This is a genomic window from Chengkuizengella marina (assembly GCF_009910845.1).
In the GTDB taxonomy this organism is placed as follows: domain Bacteria; phylum Bacillota; class Bacilli; order Paenibacillales; family KCTC-33759; genus Chengkuizengella; species Chengkuizengella marina.
Genome location: NZ_SIJB01000004.1, coordinates 160,895 through 177,514 on the forward strand (window position 1 = coordinate 160,895; position 16,620 = coordinate 177,514).

General features: G+C 32.1%; 20 protein-coding genes. 14 read left to right on the top strand and 6 right to left on the bottom strand.

Features of this window, described 5'->3' with window-relative positions; genetic code table 11:
* Nucleotides 1-44 precede the first annotated feature (44 nt).
* Nucleotides 45-122 carry a DUF2569 family protein gene (locus tag ERL59_RS21505; protein WP_407925666.1) on the top strand — a complete coding sequence of 26 codons (78 nt, stop codon included), beginning with the start codon at nucleotides 45-47 and terminating at the stop codon, nucleotides 120-122.
* An 89-nt stretch (nucleotides 123-211) separates the two neighbouring features.
* Here ERL59_RS21505 and ERL59_RS01480 read toward each other — a convergent pair whose 3' ends face one another.
* Nucleotides 212-790 (bottom strand): helix-turn-helix domain-containing protein, encoded by a 579-nt coding sequence (locus ERL59_RS01480; protein WP_160643760.1) that lies wholly within the window; start codon nucleotides 788-790, stop codon nucleotides 212-214.
* 177 nt (nucleotides 791-967) lie between these two features.
* Between ERL59_RS01480 and ERL59_RS01485 the strand changes: the two genes are divergently transcribed.
* Both ERL59_RS01485 and ERL59_RS01490 read left to right on the top strand, forming a co-directional pair.
* Nucleotides 968-1,660: an AzlC family ABC transporter permease gene (locus ERL59_RS01485; protein ID WP_160643762.1), complete on the top strand. Its 693-nt coding sequence runs from the start codon at nucleotides 968-970 to the stop codon at nucleotides 1,658-1,660.
* Nucleotides 1,653-1,961 carry an AzlD domain-containing protein gene (locus tag ERL59_RS01490; RefSeq protein WP_160643764.1) on the top strand — a complete coding sequence of 103 codons (309 nt, stop codon included), beginning with the start codon at nucleotides 1,653-1,655 and terminating at the stop codon, nucleotides 1,959-1,961. The genes ERL59_RS01485 and ERL59_RS01490 overlap by 8 nt, the downstream gene beginning before the upstream one ends.
* 78 nt (nucleotides 1,962-2,039) lie before the next feature.
* On the opposite strand, the gene ERL59_RS01495 is transcribed toward ERL59_RS01490, so the two are convergent.
* Nucleotides 2,040-3,491, bottom strand: a complete 1,452-nt coding sequence (locus ERL59_RS01495; RefSeq protein ID WP_160643766.1) for a hypothetical protein — start codon at nucleotides 3,489-3,491, stop codon at nucleotides 2,040-2,042.
* A gap of 222 nt (nucleotides 3,492-3,713) precedes the next feature.
* Nucleotides 3,714-3,959 carry a hypothetical protein gene (locus ERL59_RS01500; protein WP_160643768.1) on the bottom strand — a complete coding sequence of 82 codons (246 nt, stop codon included), beginning with the start codon at nucleotides 3,957-3,959 and terminating at the stop codon, nucleotides 3,714-3,716.
* A gap of 158 nt (nucleotides 3,960-4,117) precedes the next feature.
* Here ERL59_RS01500 and ERL59_RS01505 point away from each other — a divergent pair, with 158 nt between their 5' ends.
* On the top strand, nucleotides 4,118-5,266 hold the full coding sequence (locus tag ERL59_RS01505; protein ID WP_160643770.1) for a DUF3866 family protein: 1,149 nt from the start codon (nucleotides 4,118-4,120) through the stop codon (nucleotides 5,264-5,266).
* Here ERL59_RS01505 and mciZ read toward each other — a convergent pair.
* A complete protein-coding gene (gene mciZ, locus ERL59_RS21510) occupies nucleotides 5,169-5,396 on the bottom strand; it encodes a Z-ring formation inhibitor MciZ (protein WP_160643772.1) in 228 nt (75 codons plus the stop codon). The genes ERL59_RS01505 and mciZ overlap by 98 nt on opposite strands.
* Nucleotides 5,397-5,489: 93 nt before the next feature.
* Here mciZ and ERL59_RS01515 point away from each other — a divergent pair, with 93 nt between their 5' ends.
* The 6 genes from ERL59_RS01515 (at nucleotide 5,490) to ERL59_RS01540 (ending at nucleotide 10,731) form a co-directional block, all read left to right on the top strand.
* Entirely contained in the window at nucleotides 5,490-6,065 is a 576-nt protein-coding gene (locus tag ERL59_RS01515; protein WP_160643774.1) for an NUDIX hydrolase, read from the top strand.
* Between the two features lies 1 nt (nucleotide 6,066).
* The gene (locus ERL59_RS01520; RefSeq protein WP_160643776.1) at nucleotides 6,067-7,233 is read left to right on the top strand and encodes an endonuclease Q family protein; all 1,167 of its coding nucleotides are present in this window, start codon (nucleotides 6,067-6,069) and stop codon (nucleotides 7,231-7,233) included.
* Nucleotides 7,234-7,328: 95 nt separating this feature from the next.
* A complete protein-coding gene (spoIIM, locus tag ERL59_RS01525; RefSeq protein ID WP_160643778.1) occupies nucleotides 7,329-7,952 on the top strand; it encodes a stage II sporulation protein M in 624 nt (207 codons plus the stop codon).
* A 113-nt stretch (nucleotides 7,953-8,065) separates the two neighbouring features.
* On the top strand, nucleotides 8,066-8,509 hold the full coding sequence (gene fur, locus ERL59_RS01530) for a ferric iron uptake transcriptional regulator (protein ID WP_160643780.1): 444 nt from the start codon (nucleotides 8,066-8,068) through the stop codon (nucleotides 8,507-8,509).
* 151 nt (nucleotides 8,510-8,660) lie between these two features.
* Entirely contained in the window at nucleotides 8,661-9,776 is a 1,116-nt protein-coding gene (gene ald / locus ERL59_RS01535) for an alanine dehydrogenase (RefSeq protein ID WP_160643782.1), read from the top strand.
* A gap of 178 nt (nucleotides 9,777-9,954) precedes the next feature.
* Nucleotides 9,955-10,731: a methyl-accepting chemotaxis protein gene (locus ERL59_RS01540; protein WP_160643784.1), complete on the top strand. Its 777-nt coding sequence runs from the start codon at nucleotides 9,955-9,957 to the stop codon at nucleotides 10,729-10,731.
* Between the two features lie 31 nt (nucleotides 10,732-10,762).
* Here ERL59_RS01540 and ERL59_RS01545 read toward each other — a convergent pair whose 3' ends face one another.
* Nucleotides 10,763-11,011 (bottom strand): hypothetical protein, encoded by a 249-nt coding sequence (locus tag ERL59_RS01545; protein ID WP_160643786.1) that lies wholly within the window; start codon nucleotides 11,009-11,011, stop codon nucleotides 10,763-10,765.
* A gap of 108 nt (nucleotides 11,012-11,119) precedes the next feature.
* Nucleotides 11,120-11,362 carry a hypothetical protein gene (locus tag ERL59_RS01550; RefSeq protein ID WP_160643788.1) on the bottom strand — a complete coding sequence of 81 codons (243 nt, stop codon included), beginning with the start codon at nucleotides 11,360-11,362 and terminating at the stop codon, nucleotides 11,120-11,122.
* Nucleotides 11,363-11,651: 289 nt separating this feature from the next.
* Here ERL59_RS01550 and ERL59_RS01555 point away from each other — a divergent pair, with 289 nt between their 5' ends.
* The 4 genes from ERL59_RS01555 (at nucleotide 11,652) to ERL59_RS01570 (ending at nucleotide 16,020) form a co-directional block, all read left to right on the top strand.
* Nucleotides 11,652-12,656 carry a LacI family DNA-binding transcriptional regulator gene (locus ERL59_RS01555; protein WP_160643790.1) on the top strand — a complete coding sequence of 335 codons (1,005 nt, stop codon included), beginning with the start codon at nucleotides 11,652-11,654 and terminating at the stop codon, nucleotides 12,654-12,656.
* 160 nt (nucleotides 12,657-12,816) lie between these two features.
* Nucleotides 12,817-14,013, top strand: a complete 1,197-nt coding sequence (locus ERL59_RS01560; protein ID WP_160643792.1) for an enolase C-terminal domain-like protein — start codon at nucleotides 12,817-12,819, stop codon at nucleotides 14,011-14,013.
* A gap of 271 nt (nucleotides 14,014-14,284) precedes the next feature.
* Nucleotides 14,285-14,989 (top strand): response regulator transcription factor, encoded by a 705-nt coding sequence (locus ERL59_RS01565; RefSeq protein WP_160643794.1) that lies wholly within the window; start codon nucleotides 14,285-14,287, stop codon nucleotides 14,987-14,989.
* Nucleotides 14,986-16,020 carry a sensor histidine kinase gene (locus ERL59_RS01570; protein WP_160643796.1) on the top strand — a complete coding sequence of 345 codons (1,035 nt, stop codon included), beginning with the start codon at nucleotides 14,986-14,988 and terminating at the stop codon, nucleotides 16,018-16,020. The genes ERL59_RS01565 and ERL59_RS01570 overlap by 4 nt, the downstream gene beginning before the upstream one ends.
* The last annotated feature ends 600 nt before the right edge of the window (nucleotides 16,021-16,620 follow it).

The following is a 16,620-nucleotide window of genomic DNA, read 5'->3' on the forward strand; positions in this document are numbered from 1 at the left end:
ACAATATGTATAGGGGTATTTTAAGCTTTAATAAGAGGTTTAGAATGATGCTTTTAACTTGTTTGATATGGATACCATATTTTATTAAATCTAAAAGAGTTAAGAATACTTTTGTGAGGTAATTACAATTTTTTTACATTACAATGAAAGTAGTGACAAGTATGGATACCTTGTTGCTACTTTTATTGTTTATAAGCTATTAAATCTTGTATTACGTTATGTTTTGATAACTAATTGTAAAATGAAGTTCAGCTAACTCTGAGCTTGGATTTATATATTTATGTTCATTATCTGCTTTAAAACAAATTGAGTCATGCTGCTGTAAAACATAGGTGTTTCCCCTTACTTCAACTTTCAATGATCCAGACATAACTGTTACATATTCAACTACACCTAAAGGATGTGCTTCAGATTCATATTCACTAAAGGGTTGTAAGTAACCTCTAAACATCTCAAAAGATTGAGAATTATTATTAAACATATGTTCAACTATAAATACTTTGTCCGAGCTGTTGAATTGAACACCTTCTTTTTTACGGGAAATTAAAACATCTGATTCAACTGAGAACAAACTTGTTAAGGGAACAGATAAGCCGCTTGCTATTTTCCATAACACAGACAATGTAGGATTTGCTTCACCTCTTTCTATTTTACCTAATGTTAATTTACTAACCCCTATGTGATTGGCCAGTCCCTCAATGCTAAGTCCTTTCATAGATCTTAAATTTCTTAACTTTGTACCCACTCGTTTTCCAACTTGGTCTTCATCCCAAAGATTATCAGAATTCATATTTACCTCCATTTTCTAATACATTTAAGCCCATTCTATTTTTTAATTATATTAAAATAAATTTTAATAAATTTTTATATACAATTCAACTTAAAAGTGTTATTATAAATCAAATAAGTATATTATAATTAATTAAAAGTATATTATATTATATCTTTGTGGGAGGTGGGATCTAAGATGAACGATCATTCATTTACAAAAGGAGCTATTGCTGCTTTACCTTTAGTCATAGGGTTTTTACCAGTTGGAATTGCCTTTGGTATTATCGCACGAGAGATGGGTATTTCATTATTTTATTCGGTACTCATGTCTAGTGTTGTTTACGGAGGAGCAAGCCAGTTTATGATGTTGAATATGTTTGCCAAAGGGTTAGGTTTTTTTGAAATTATATTTGCTACGTTTGTCATTAATTTTCGATTTTTTGTCATGAGTTTATCAATGAATCAGCTACTTAAAAAAGTACCTAAAAGATGGAAAACTTTGTTATCCTTAGGTACCACTGATGAAACATTTGCAGTTGCTTCTATAAATAATACAAAACCTAATGTGTATTATTTGGGTGGATTATTTCTTACTTCCTACGTATCTTGGATCTTAGGGACATTAACAGGAGCGTTGCTTTCAACAATTATACCATCAAATATTAGTGAAAGTATGTCTATTGCTCTCTATGCATTGTTTATAGGTTTGCTCATACCAGCAGTGACAACATCATGGAAATTGGGATTGCTCGCAGTTATGAGTATGATGCTAAATGGGCTTTTTAGTGGATGGTTATTAATCAACAGTGGTTGGTCTATGTTATTTTCCACTTTATTAGGTAGTTTGATCGGTGTTTTCGTTTTTAAAGGGGGAAAACAACATGATTGACTCTATACTATTAATTATTCTAGGAATGTCTCTTGTGACAATGATTCCACGTTTTTTGCCTGTATGGATTGTTGAGCGTTTCATAATGCCTGCTTGGGTAAAGTTATGGTTGAGTTATATTCCTTACGCTGCATTAGGAGCACTTATTTTTCCTGGGATTTTAACTATTGAGGGAGGGGAGCCTTGGATTGGTTTAAGTGGAGGGATTTTAGCAGCTTGCCTTGTTTTACTACGACTAAATATATTATTCGTAATATTCGGTTCTGTTATTACTGTGATTCTATTTAAAACATTTTTATAGTGGATCATTTGATTGAAAAATATCAACAATATCTCATGCAAAAGGAAAAAGGAGGGGTAAACCCTCCCTCCAGGTAAATTAGTCTCTGTCTTTTCCTTTATCCTTATTTTTTTCTTTATCTTTCCCATGTCCGTTCCCGTTATTTCCTTTATCTTCTTTAATTTCACTTTTGATTTCATCTTTTGTTTTACCTTCATAATCAATACCATTTTGCACTGCTTTTTTGATCCAGCCTTCACTTAATTGACTATTTTCAGATTTCAACTCATCAATCGCTTCAAAAATTTCTTCTTTAGATAGATCTTCAATATCAATACCTAGATTCATAGCTTTTTTCTGCCATCCATATAAGTGGTCATCCTTTTCAGGAGATGGTTCTTCTTCATCAACTTCTTCTTCAATTTTTTCTTCAAAATACTTTTTGATTTCTTTACGGATTTCTTCGTTAGTTTTACCTTCAGTATCAATTCCTAAAAATTCAGCAAAACTAATTAATCTTTCTTCTGAAAATTCGAAATCATAATCATCTTGTACTTCTTTGATGGCTTCGCGAATTTCTTCTAAAGACATACCTTCAATGTCAATACCAAGCATCTCTACAATGGTTTGTAGTTGATCAGAAATTTCTGTCATATGATTAATTCTAATGGCTTCAAGAAGTTCCTCTTTAGATTGACCCTCAGTATCAATGCCAAGATTCTCTGCAATGACAATTAATTCTTCTAACGTTAATTGCAGTTGTGATTGTTTATAATATTTAATTTTTTCTCTAATTTCTTCAATAGATAAATCATTAAATTCTAAATCTAATTCTATTGCCAATTCAGTAAATAATGAGTCTCGAGCCTCTTTAATGGCTTTACGAATCTCTTCAGCTGTTTGATCCTCGATTTCTATTCCAAATCGTTCTGCGAAGGCCTCTAACTCTTCTCTAGAAAATTCAGACAGATGTTCTTTTTGATAAGCTTTAATTGCTTCGCGAATTTCCTCAGCTGTTTGATCTTCAGTATTTATACCCAACCGTTCTGCAATGGCTTCTAACTCCTCCAAAGATAAATCGTCAAACTGTTCTTTGATGACTTCTCTAATTTCCTCACGAATTTCCTCCATTGTTTTATCCTCGATATCAATGTCTAGTTTTTCTGCGATATTTTCTAACTCCTCCATAGATAATAGGTTATGTCTTTCTTTAATAACCACTTTAATTTCCTCGCGTAATTGTTCGCTAGATTTATCGTCCGTATCTATACCCAATCCTTCAGCGATGACAATTAATTCTTCAAATGATAAGTTTTTGAATTTCTCTTTTACAGCATTTTGAATCTCTTCACGTAATTCTTCTTTCGATTTATCCTCAATATCTATACCAAAACGTTCTGCGATTTCTTCTAAATGATCTTTATCTATCATTTGATAGATATTAGATCGTTCTGTACTTGACTCATGTGCATTAGCAATTCCAATGACTCCTGCGCTCCCACCTCCAATTAATAAAGCTGATAAAGCAACTGTACTGATCACTTTTTTCATATTGTTCACTCCTAGGATGTATGTATTTTTATTATAAATTTATTATAAAAAAGGAACATAAACGATAGGTTAAGTTAACCTTAAAATAACATTAAAAAACATTGATTTTTAGCCAATAACAAGAAATCTTGCATCTCTTGAGGTGTAACTATATTTAACAAAGGAAACTTTTAGTTGATATTTCCATTAATTTCAATATTATTTGATATTTAATCATTATTTTTACACCGTACAAATCTGATTCAACTCTTCTTTAATTTTATTTACTGACTTTCCATTCGTATTGATACCTAATTGTACAGCAAACTTTTTAATTAATTTTTTTTGTTGGTTTTCAAAGGAGGTATTTTGATATTCTCTCTCATCAGTTTCAACAATAGATTTATTGTCTTTCATAACGTTAGCATCAGTTGTAATTTTAGCTCCATTTAATATGGAAGATAGGGCTACAGCTGCAAATAGCTTCATAATGAATCATCTCCTTTCTGTTAATAGTTTTATCATAATCCATTTAAGTTAAAAAAGTCTTAATGAAATGTTATAAGCACATAAAATCGTACTTTAAATGTTTTTATAAGCATAATATCAATTGAGTAAGTGTCGTTTGAGGAAGGATGTAAATAGAGATGATATATTGGAGAATTGGTATGGTAACAACAATCGATAAAGAAAGAAAAAACGTACAATTCATCCAAGTGGAAGAAGAAAAAGGTGAAATTATTAAAGCAATTCATTATACAGACGTTCAACCATCAGTACAAATTGGATACAAAGTATTATTAAACACAACGGCTGTTGATTTACAACTAGGTTCAGGTGGATTTCATTTTGTATATATGATTTTGAACAGTAATAAACATTTAAATAAGGGCCAAAGTTACAATACAAATAATAGTAGTAAAAAAAATATAGGTCATATAATGAAGTTGAGATATACTCCCCAGCAAAGAGCAGTTCTTGCTTGTGAAGAGACAGATAGTCCAACCCATTCAATGTTTTTGGAGAATAAAAATTTAGAAGGTACCCCAGTGCTCATCGGGGAACTGCATAGCATGCTTCCCATATTATGCTCTTGGATGCAGTATAAACAAAATCATGAAAAAGTTTCAAAAAAATTAAAAATAGGTTATGTAATGAGTGAAGGGGGAGCTTTACCCATTTCGTTTAGCGAACATGTAGCTCAATTAAAACGCTTAAATTGGATTGACGGAACTATTACATATGGACATTCTTATGGTGGGGATATTGAAGCTGTGAATAAATTTACAGCTTTGATTGCGGCAAAACATATTTTACAAGCGGATATCATTATTGTTCTAATGGGACCGGGAATTGTTGGTACTGGTACAAAATTAGGACATACTGGGATTGAAGCTGGGGAAATTGCAAATGCTGTCTCTATTCTTGAAGGTATTCCTATTATGACCCCACGTATTAGTTTTCAGAGGAAACGTGATAGACACAAAGGAATAAGCCATCATGTATTAACTACCTTATCTGATATAGTATTACAAAACGCAAGAGTACCGATACCCTTCAATTTGCCAAAGGAATATAAAGATCACATTCAACAACAGTTGGATGACTATCATCTATATAAAAAACATACTATATCATTTTATACAGAATTACATGTTAAAGAAGTTCAAAAAAGTGTTGAATTATACCCTTTTGAAATTAAATCGATGGGAATGGAATTACACGATGATCCTTATTTTTTTCTAGGGGTTTGCTGTGCTGCTCAGGAAGCTTTGAATGTTGTGAACCGGGAGTGATAGAATTTAGATAATCAACTAATGTCATATGTTTATATTTAGATTGTTTTAGTAAAGAATTAAGATGAGAGCGAATTTCCCACGACTTTCCTACGAATCTAATTTGATTTTTTAAAATATAAGATTTCATTGTTCAACATTCCTTTCACATGATAAGATATTTACGTCAATATTATATGACCATAGTGGACAAGTTATGTATAAATGTGGGAGGTATTATGTGATGAGACACAAACCATCTAAAGAAGAATTTAATAAAAAGTTTGAAGAAGTTACTTTGGATACTGAACAAATTTTTAAAGGAAAAATCATATCGCTGCAGGTGGACAAAGTAAAACTCCCAAATGGAAATATATCAACAAGGGAAATTGTTAGACACCCAGGAGCTGTTGCAGTATTAGCAATATATAATGATAAAATGATTGTTGTAGAGCAATATCGTAAACCTCTAGAAAAAAATCAGATTGAAATTCCTGCTGGTAAATTAGATCCAGGTGAAGAACCAAAAGAAGCGGCTATTAGAGAACTGAAAGAAGAAACAGGATTTGATTGTGGTTCGATAAAACAAATCAACTCTTTTTTTACATCACCTGGATTTGCCGATGAGAAAATTGTTCTATTTTTTGCTGAGGATTTAATAAGAGGAGAAATGGAACTTGATGAAGATGAGTTTTTATCATGTGAAAGTATTACTTTAGAGCAGGCATTAGAATATATAAAAGAAGAGAAAATCAGCGATGCTAAAACAATCACAGCTGTTTATGCTTGGCAAATTTATAAATTAACAGGAAAGATATAGAATGCAGACATATTATGCAGATTTACATATACATATAGGAAGAACGAATAAAGGTAAGGCAGTTAAAATAACAGCAAGTAATGATTTAACCTTTTATAATATAATGGAAGAAGCTTCAATGAGAAAAGGGATGGATATTATAGGCATCATTGATTGTCAGTCCCCAGCCGTTCAAGAAGATATCCATTATTATTTAAATGAAGGTACGATGATAGAAGTCAGTGGTGGCGGTATTCAATTTAGAAATACAACGATGATGCTTGGAAGTGAAATAGAGATTTATGATGAGGGGTTTGGTCCTGCTCATGTATTAGCATATTTACCAAATTTACATAACATGATGGATTTTTCAAGATGGATGAGTAAACATATGAAAAATGTAAATTTGAGCACTCAAAGACTTTATGTACCAGCTAAAATACTACAAGAAGAAGTGATTGGTAGAGGAGGATTATTCATACCAGCGCATATTTTTACACCTCATAAAAGTGCATATGGCAGTTGTTCCTCTAAACTTGCACATGTATTCAATTTAGAATTCATTTCGGCAGTTGAGTTAGGATTAAGTGCAGATGCAGAAATGGCAGGTTTAATATCTGAGTTAAATGAAATTCCATTTTTAACAAACTCTGATGCACATTCCTTAGGAAAAATTGCAAGAGAATATAATCAGTTAAAATTAAAAAGTCCCAATTTTTTAGAATTAAAAAAAGCACTACTTCAAATGGATGGTCGTAAAGTAACAGCAAATTTTGGATTGAATCCAAAGCTGGGAAAATATAATCGCACTTATTGTTCTAATTGTTCCTCTATTCTTGAAGAAAACAAATCTGTTGTTGTAAGGTGTACTTATTGTGGAAGTGAGAAAGTAGTGCGAGGGGTATATGATCGTGTTGTGCAAATTGCTGATCAGAAAAGTTCAAAACTAGACAATAGACCTCCTTATTACTATCAAATTCCTTTGGAGTTTATTCCTGGGCTGGGACCTAGAAAATTAAATCAATTATTATTTCGTTTTGGAACTGAAATGAATGTACTCCATCAAGCGACTAGAGATCAAATTAGAGAAGTAGTTGGAGAGAAACTATCCAATTTAATTATGTTAGCAAAACAAGGAAAAAGTGTAATTCAAACTGGAGGTGGAGGAACTTATGGAAAGATAAGATAATGATCTAAAATTACAATCTACCTCTATCAATTTGTCATAGTTTACTTCTTAGATTCATAGAATGTAACAATAGGACAATAGGAGGAAAGAATTGTATGAATATGCAATATTATCTGAAAGAGCACCTCTCTCTCTATATTTTTGTTTCCGTGTTATTTATTATGGGTATTATTTTTGGAGCTTTGATGGTAAATGCATTATCTTTTGAACAAAAAGAGGACATGTCAAGCTATCTTGGGAGTTTTTTTAAAATGATCAATCAGGAAACGGATTTAAGCAGTAAACAGCTCTTACGGGAAACCTTTAGCTTACATTTAAAATGGATGTTATTAATTTGGGTACTAGGTTTATCAGTAATCGGATTACCTTTTATTTTAATTCTAGATTTTTTAAAAGGTGTACTGATCGGCTTTACTACGGGATATTTTGTAGGTGAACTTTCTTGGGACGGGATTGTATTTGCACTTGTATCTATTGCGCCACAAAATTTAATTATTATTCCTGCTATTATTATTGCTAGTGTTTCAGGAATTTCCTTTTCTATTTATTTAATTAAAAATCGCTTCTTGCAAAAAAGAGGGAATATATCAAAACCGTTCATGTCATATTCATTTTTAATATTATCCTTAATCGGTATTTTATTTGTTACTTCCCTTTATGAAACATACCTAACTCCCTCAATTATGAAGTGGATTACCCCGATGTTATTGTCTGTTTGACTTTACTCATGACCTCCCACTATAATGATACTAGGACTGATAGGATTAGTAAATTTATTATGCTTATTTTAAGTTTTTCATGCAGATGATTGAGTATTTTGGGGGGAAGGAATATGGAGGCGCGGATTGAAAAAATCAAACAGCAGTTACAAGCTCAAGGTTATAAGTTAACACCTCAACGTGAAGCAACTGTTCGCGTTTTATTGGAAAATGAAGAGGATCATTTAAGCGCTGAAGATGTATATATGCTCGTAAAGGATAAGGCCCCCGAAATTGGTCTTGCCACTGTTTATCGCACTTTGGAGCTTCTCAATGAATTACATGTAGTTGAGAAAATGAATTTTGGTGATGGCGTTGCACGATATGATTTAAGAAATAATGATAAAAATCACCACCATCATCATCTTATTTGTGTTCAATGCGGAGCAGTGGATGAAATAATGGAAGATTGGTTAGGTCCTTTAGAGGAAAGACTTGCAAAAGAGTATAACTTTAAAGTCATTGATCATCGCCTGGATTTTCAAGGCATTTGTCATCGCTGTAATGAGAAACAATAACATATTACATACAACTCGCTCTCAATACTTGTACAGAATCAGTAGTGAGGGTATTTTTGTCTTTTTTGGAAATCCTATCTCATAGTTATTATTTATTTAAATTGTTACAAAATATATCATAGTTAGTATAACTTAAGGAGAGTGTTTTGAAGTGATCATCGGAGTACCGAAAGAAGTAAAAGTGAATGAAAATCGTATTTCTCTTACACCCGCAGGTGCGGGAATGCTAACAAAATCAGGTCATCAAGTTATTTTAGAAAAAGGAGCTGGAGAAAATAGCGGTTTCTTAGATGAAGATTATATTCAAGAAGGGGTAAATATTTTATCTACTGCTCGTGAGGTATGGTCTAAAGCAGAAATGATTATCAAAGTAAAAGAACCTCTTCCATCAGAATATGAATTATTTCAAGAAAATCAAATTGTTTTTACATATTTGCATCTTGCAGCTGCTGGAGATTTAACAGATCATTTATTACAAAAAAATGTAACTTCAATCGCTTATGAAACGATTCAATTACCTACAGGTGAATTACCTTTATTAACTCCAATGAGTGAAGTAGCTGGGAGAATGTCTGTTCAGGTAGGAGCGCAATTCTTAGAAAATTACTATGGCGGACGAGGTGTGCTTTTAGGCGGTGTACCGGGAGTTCCACCAGGTGATGTGTGTATTATTGGTGGAGGTGTAGTGGGTACGAATGCTGCCAAAATGGCATTAGGTATGGGGGCAAGTGTAGTCATCGTGGAAAAAAGTGCACAACGTATGAGACAGTTAGATGATTTATTTAATGGAAGAGTTCGTACTTTAATGTCCAATCCTTACAATATTTTAAGTGCAGTTCAAAAAGCAGATTTATTAATCGGAGCTGTATTAATACCAGGAGCACGTGCACCTAAATTAGTAACAGAAGATATGGTAAAACAAATGAAAAATGGTGCTGTTGTTGTTGATGTTGCAGTAGATCAAGGTGGAACAATTGAAACTATCGATCGAGTGACTTCTCATAGTGATCCGACCTATGAAAAATATGGGGTTATTCATTATGCTGTTGCCAATATGCCTGGTGCTGTTCCAAGAACATCAACTCTGGCTTTAACCAATGTAACAATGCCATATGTAATGGAACTCGCAAACAAAGGCTTTGATCAAGCGATTAAAGAAAACCAACCATTAAAATTAGGTGTGAATACTTATAAGGGAAAACTAACATATAAAGCAGTTGCTGATGCTGTTAGTCATCCTTTCACTACACTAGATGATATTCTTTAAAAGCAAATTCTAATATTAAAACTTTAAATACAAGTTATCTCATAGAACATCCCACTTCTTAATTGAAGTGGGTATTTTATATTTTTTAGTAAGATGGTTATAACAGTAGATTTTAAGTTTAAATATGTTTAACATTATATTATTGATTATCTCACTAAGTAGAAAAGGGGATTTAAGAATGAACGAAGCTCTAAAAAGAAATTTAGATGATATTGAATCTGCACAGGAAACTATGAAGGAACAGAGGGATCTAGTTCAAGATTTAGTAGATCATTCTAATAACGTAGCTGTTCATGCATCCGATGTAATGGAAAAGGTAGGGAACATTAAATTATTGTCTTCTCATGCAGTTAATTTATCTCGAGAGGGAGAACTACAAATTGAGCAAACGGTAGCTCAAATGGAACAAATTAATCAACGGACAGAAGATATTGTCAAAAGAATGAATACATTAACAGAACTTTCAACAGATATACTACAAGTGGTTGATGTACTGCAGCAAATTGCTTCTCAAACAAAGTTATTATCACTAAATGCAGCAATAGAAGCTGCGCGTGCAGGAGATCATGGAAGGGGTTTTGGTGTGGTTGCTTCTGAAGTTAGAAAACTAGCAGAAAGTAGTGAGAAATCTTCCAAAGAAGTTGAGAGTATAATCAGTCAGATTTCAAATGAAATTAATGATTTGGTAAAAGAAACAAACAATAGTGAGAAAGATACAGAGAAGGGTAAAACAGATGTTGAAAATGCAAAACAAAAATTCTTAATGATTCAATCTGCTGTTGATACGTTAAGTAAAGATAATGAGGAAGTATTTTCAAAAGCTACAACAATGAACGAAATTAGTGGAACTATTAGTGAATTAAGCAAACCTATTGCTGATAATCGTGAACGGATATCACAGGGTGTAGAAGCAGCTCTAAACATTACTGAAATATATGAAGTGAATAATAATTAATTCTTTATGCCTATGTTACATGTTTTAACCTTTAGTTTAGTTTCCCTATGGTTTCATTATTGGTTATTCCTGCCACTATATATTTAAAATAAAAAGAACCAACATTTTCTTTTTGAATGCGTTGGTTCTTGTGCTTATTACGATATAAGTAATCTTTTTTTGTTTTCGTTTTTCTTGTGCGCATATTGATTAATGCAAATGGACTTCTGTTTTCAGCTGGATTTCTTCTTCCTTCTCGTTCCAATCTCTCTCTGAACTTTTTAGCTTTTGATTTAGCCAATTCAATCACTCCTTATATTTAGTTACAAAATTCATTATATCACCTTTTGTTGTTTCAATGGTAATCACTGAGATTTCCAAATGAATATTAAACCAAGTCCAATATTTATTACAAACGTCTTTTAAAATCACGGATATAGGAATCTGTTTCAATGGACTTAACTGAAAGCATTTCTAGTATGCGATCCTGACGTTCTTGTCCTTCTTTAATTTCTTTTACATCATTTTTAATTTCTTTTAATTCTAAATCCATTTTATTTTCATGAGCATTTAATCTAGCATTTGTATCTCCAACCATTTTTATCAAGGTACCTAGCATTTCTTCCATACGATTAAGTTGATTTTTATCCATCTTACCAATTCCTTATTAATTGTGAATTAGGCCTTATTATATCTATTCTATTATAGCATATGAAAAGAACAAATCACAAACATTAGTTCGTATTTAGTGCTCTATGCAAAAAATGTGTCACATATAATACTATCAGCATATAGATTTGTAATAAAAACCTTGAATTCTAATGTATCTTTATTTATAATAGACTTGTTCCAAATATGTAATCGATTACATGTTATTAATATATAATTATAGGTGTAGGTTAAGAAATAAAAAGTTCAATTATTTATAGGAGTTAGAAAATATGACAAAAATGTCCGATGTCGCTAAACTTGCTCAGGTATCTACAGCTACAGTTTCCAGAGTATTGCAAAAACCAGAAACAGTTAAAGAAGAGACGAAACAAAAAGTACTAGAAGTAATTAAAAAACTAGATTATCAACCGAATATATTAGCAAGAAATTTTAGACGTCTGGAAACAAAAACAATTTTAGTTGTCATGCCAAGTATTTTAAACAATGTGTTTTCACAAATTATTGTTGGTATTGATTACGAAGCAACAAAAAGTGGTTATCAAGTGATACTAGGAAATACGATGCAAGATGAACAAAGGGCGCTTGGTTTAATTAACCATCTAAAACAAAAACAAGTAGATGGCATGATTTTATTAACAGCAAGATTAGACATGAATGAGCTAGTAAAAATTTCTAAAGAGTATTCAGTGGTGTTAGTTTCTGATTTTTTAGAAAATAAGAACGTTCTACCAACTATTGCTATTGATAATATGAAGGAAAGTTATCGTATTACTGAACACCTTATTAAATTAGGTCATACAAAGATAGCACACATATCAGGCCCACTAGATATGTCAATGAGCAGAGATAGACTCAGTGGATATCAAAAAGCTTTAATGGATCATAACCTACCTATTGAATATGGTTATTTGGAAAAGGGTGATTATTCATTCCAATCAGGTTATGACAGTATGTTAAGCCTGATGGATTTAAAATGTCCTCCAACTGCAGTCGTTGCGGCAAGTGATAGAATGGCAATGGGTGCCGTCAAAGCAGCTAAGAAAAAAGGTGTGCAAGTGCCAAACCATATTGCAATTGTTGGTTTTGATGATATAGAGTTTTCAAAACTATTTGAACCAGCATTAACTACCGTGGCACAACCCTTTTTTGAGATGGGAAAAAAAGCAATGAGCATATTACAACAACAAATTGCAGGAGAGCAAATTAATAATGACATCATTTTATTAAAAAGCGAGCTAAAGATAAGAGAATCATGTGGATTTAACTTGAAGTAGACATCATTGAAGATATTTTCATTCAATTGAAATCGATTTCTTATCAGAATAAAAAAACTTGTTATTGGACATTTTGTAATTGTACATTAGATCAATATAAAGAACTAAATAAACATCATTTTAATTTAATCAAAACATAAAAGTGAGGAATCAATACCAAATGATTACAATCAGAGATGTAAAAGCAATACTGACAGCACCAGAGGGGATAAATCTTGTTGTAGTAAAAATTGAAACTTCTGAGCCAGGATTATATGGTTTAGGGTGTGCTACATTTACACAAAGATATTTGACGGTTCAAAATGCGATCGAAGAATATTTAAAACCATTTTTAATTGGAAAAGACGTTCAACGAATAGAGGATATTTGGAACACATCCATGGTAAGTGGATATTGGAGAAATGGACCAGTTCTAAATAATGCAATATCTGGTGTAGATATGGCCCTTTGGGATATCAAAGGAAAACTTGCAAATATGCCATTGTATCAATTATTAGGTGGTAAATGTCGTGAAGCTGCCCCAGTATATATACATGCTGATGGAAGAACTAAAGAAGAAGTAAAGGAAAACGTTTGTTCATATATGGAAGAAGGATATCGATATATTAGATGTCAAATGGGTTTGTACGGAGGAAAAGAGCAAAAAATAATTAAGCCAGATCATGCACTTGATGGAGCTTATTATGATCCAAAGGTATATATGAGGGATGTAATCAATTTATTTGACTATTTAAGATCTAAACTTGGACCAGAGATTGAGTTATTACACGATGTTCATGAACGTTTAGCTCCCATTGATGCGGTTAGGTTTGCAAAACTACTAGAACCATATAACTTATTTTTCTTAGAAGACGCTTTACCACCTGAACAGATTGAATGGTTCAAAACGATTCGTCAACATAGTGCGATACCAATTGCTATGGGTGAACTATTTAATAATCCAAATGAGTATATCCCATTAATTAAAGACCGTTTAATAGATTTTATTCGAATTCATGTGAGTCAAATTGGCGGAATCACACCAGCTAAGAAATTAATTTCATTATGCGAGTCGTTTGGGGTAAGAACGGCTTGGCATGGACCTGGCGATCTTTCACCAGTTGGACATGCTGCTAGTGTACATCTTGATATCAGTAGTATTAATTTTGGGATACAAGAAATGAACAAATTTAATGATGCTATCCAAGAGGTATTCCCAGGTACTCCAGAAGTAAAAAATGGTTACGTATATCCGAATGAAAAGCCAGGTATTGGTGTTGAAATAAATGAGGAACTAGCGAAAAAATATCCATGTACGAATGAGCTCCCATCTTGGACGTTAGCTAGATTACCTGATGGTACTTCTGCTCGTCCTTAATATCAATTTTTAAATTGAACTAAATAGAGAAATATAGAGTGAGAGTAGAGATTTTTTATAAAGAATATCTCTACTCTTTTTCAATTTGCCCATGAAAAGATATCTGGACGCAAATAATTAGAACTTTAATAAGAGCTTAGTTATTTTCCTATAATGGTCATAAATAGGATATAATGAACAAAATAGGAAATTAAAATTTTATGCTTGATTATAATGTAAATTGGGTGTTTGACATGGATTTTATCCATTTTCAAATGATAGGAGTATTGTTATGGAATATACGATTTTAGTTGCTGATGATGAAACAAATATAACTGATGTTTGTTCAAGATATTTAGAGAGAGAAGGTTATCGGGTAATTACTGTTAATGATGGAGAAGCTGCTCTTGAAAAGTGGAAAAACGAATCCCTTGATTTAATCATCCTTGATTTAATGATGCCCGGAAAAAATGGATGGCAGGTATGTGAAGAAATTAGAAATCAAGATGATATTCCGATTATCATGCTTACAGCAAGAGCGGAAGAAATGGACAGAGTCATGGGACTTACAATGGGCGCAGATGATTATTTAACTAAACCGTTTAGTCCTAGAGAATTAGTTCTAAGGGTGAAAGGGATTTTACGAAGACAGCAGCGTGTAGTAAGTCAGCTATCATCTGAACCTGACTTAATTCAATTTTCAGGATTAGAAATTGATGTGAAAAAAAGAAGTGTAGCGGTGGACGGTAAAGTGATTGATTTAACTTTTAAGGAATTTGAAGTTTTATTGTTATTGTCTAGTCATCCTAATCAAGTCTTTTCAAGGGATCAATTATTGAATAAAGTATGGGAAAGTGATTATGAAGGGGATATGAACACAGTAACTGTACATGTACGCAGACTAAGAGAAAAGATAGAACCCGATGCATCAAACCCTAAATACATAAAAACTGTATGGGGTATTGGGTATAAAATTGAAGGAAGTACTGAATCATGAGACTGAGAACTTATTTACTTTTAGCTAATTTCATTAGTGTTGGTTTTATCCTTTTTTCTTTATTTTATGTTTATGATCATATGAAATTAACGTTTGATGATTTTGTATTGTTAAGCTCAGTTACAGTCGGTGCGAGTTTACTTTCATTTATCATCCATTTTATTGTAATGCACCCAGTACAAAAATCTTTGCGACTCATTACGCATCAAGCTAAGAGAATTTCTGTAGGAGATTTTCAAGGTGAAGTGCCAGATATAGGTCCTAAAGAATTTAAAGCTTTGGCAATACAATTTAATGAAATGAACAAAAAGCTAGACGAAAGCTTTCAAAAAATAAAACAAACTGAATCCTCTAGAAGGGAGTTAGTTGCTAACGTTTCACATGATTTAAGAACACCCCTTGCCTCAATCCAATCTTTTGTAGAAGCGCTTCAGGATGATGTCATTCAAGATAAAAACAAAATGAATGAATATTTAAATACAATACAATTAGAAACCAAACGTTTGGGGAATTTAATTGATGATTTATTTCATCTTTCAAGATTAGATGCAGGTGCAGATAAGTTTGAACCTGAACCTAGCTTTATTGATCACATCATTATTGAAACGCTGCAGGGATTTGCTATTCAATTTGAAGACAAAGAATTAGATATTTCAGTAATTATGCCAGATAATTTGCCTCGCTTAAACATGATGCCTCATAAAATCATTCGTGTATTACAAAACTTAATTGGAAATGCAATACGACATTCTCCAAAAGGCGGAGAAATTGAACTTACAGTTCAAAATATAGACGATAAAAAAGTATTAGTTTCAGTGAAAGATCAAGGCGACGGTCTACCAGCTGAAGAAATAGAAAAAGTATTTGAACGGTTTTACCGTACAGATAAATCTAGGAATAGATACAGTGGTGGCTCAGGGTTAGGTCTTGCGATTGCGAAAGGAATAATAGATTTACATGGTGGAGACATGGGTGTTGACACTCAAGAAGGTAAAGGTAGTCGTTTTTGGTTTACATTGCTTAAAAATTAGATCTGAACCTTTTCTTTAAGGAAAAATGTACGAGAAGAATGCAAGACCTTTATTAAAAAGGTCTTTATTTTATATGTATTTGATTGAAGTAAACAATACTCATTCTTTTAAAAAAGTTCTTTGAGTATGATACAAAATCTTGGTCTAAAAGTTATTTCTACAGTGGTGATATAATAAGAATCAAAAAAATTAGAATTTTTAGTCAAATCTTTTTTATTAGCTATATTCAGTTTTTTTATTGTTTTACAAGATTGAAATGCAATTAATTCCTCCCTTGCCTTATTACTAACCTCAAGTTAAAAATTCATTACAACAATAAATTTTTTCTTTTTTATTTTTTTAAATGTAATACTTATTTAATATTTAAGTTATTTTTAATTAAGATGTGTCATTTATACTTCATTTTATAGTAAAACAAATTGAGAGGATGAAGTAAAAATGAAATTAACTGGACAGAGAAAAATAATGATAGGTGTGGTCATTGTAGCAGCATTAGGTGTAGGTTGGTGGTTAGCTTCCCCATTGTTTATTGATAAACAAGTAGATGAACCTCTTCCATTATCTAGTGGATCATCATCAGACGAAATGAAAGATAAAGAA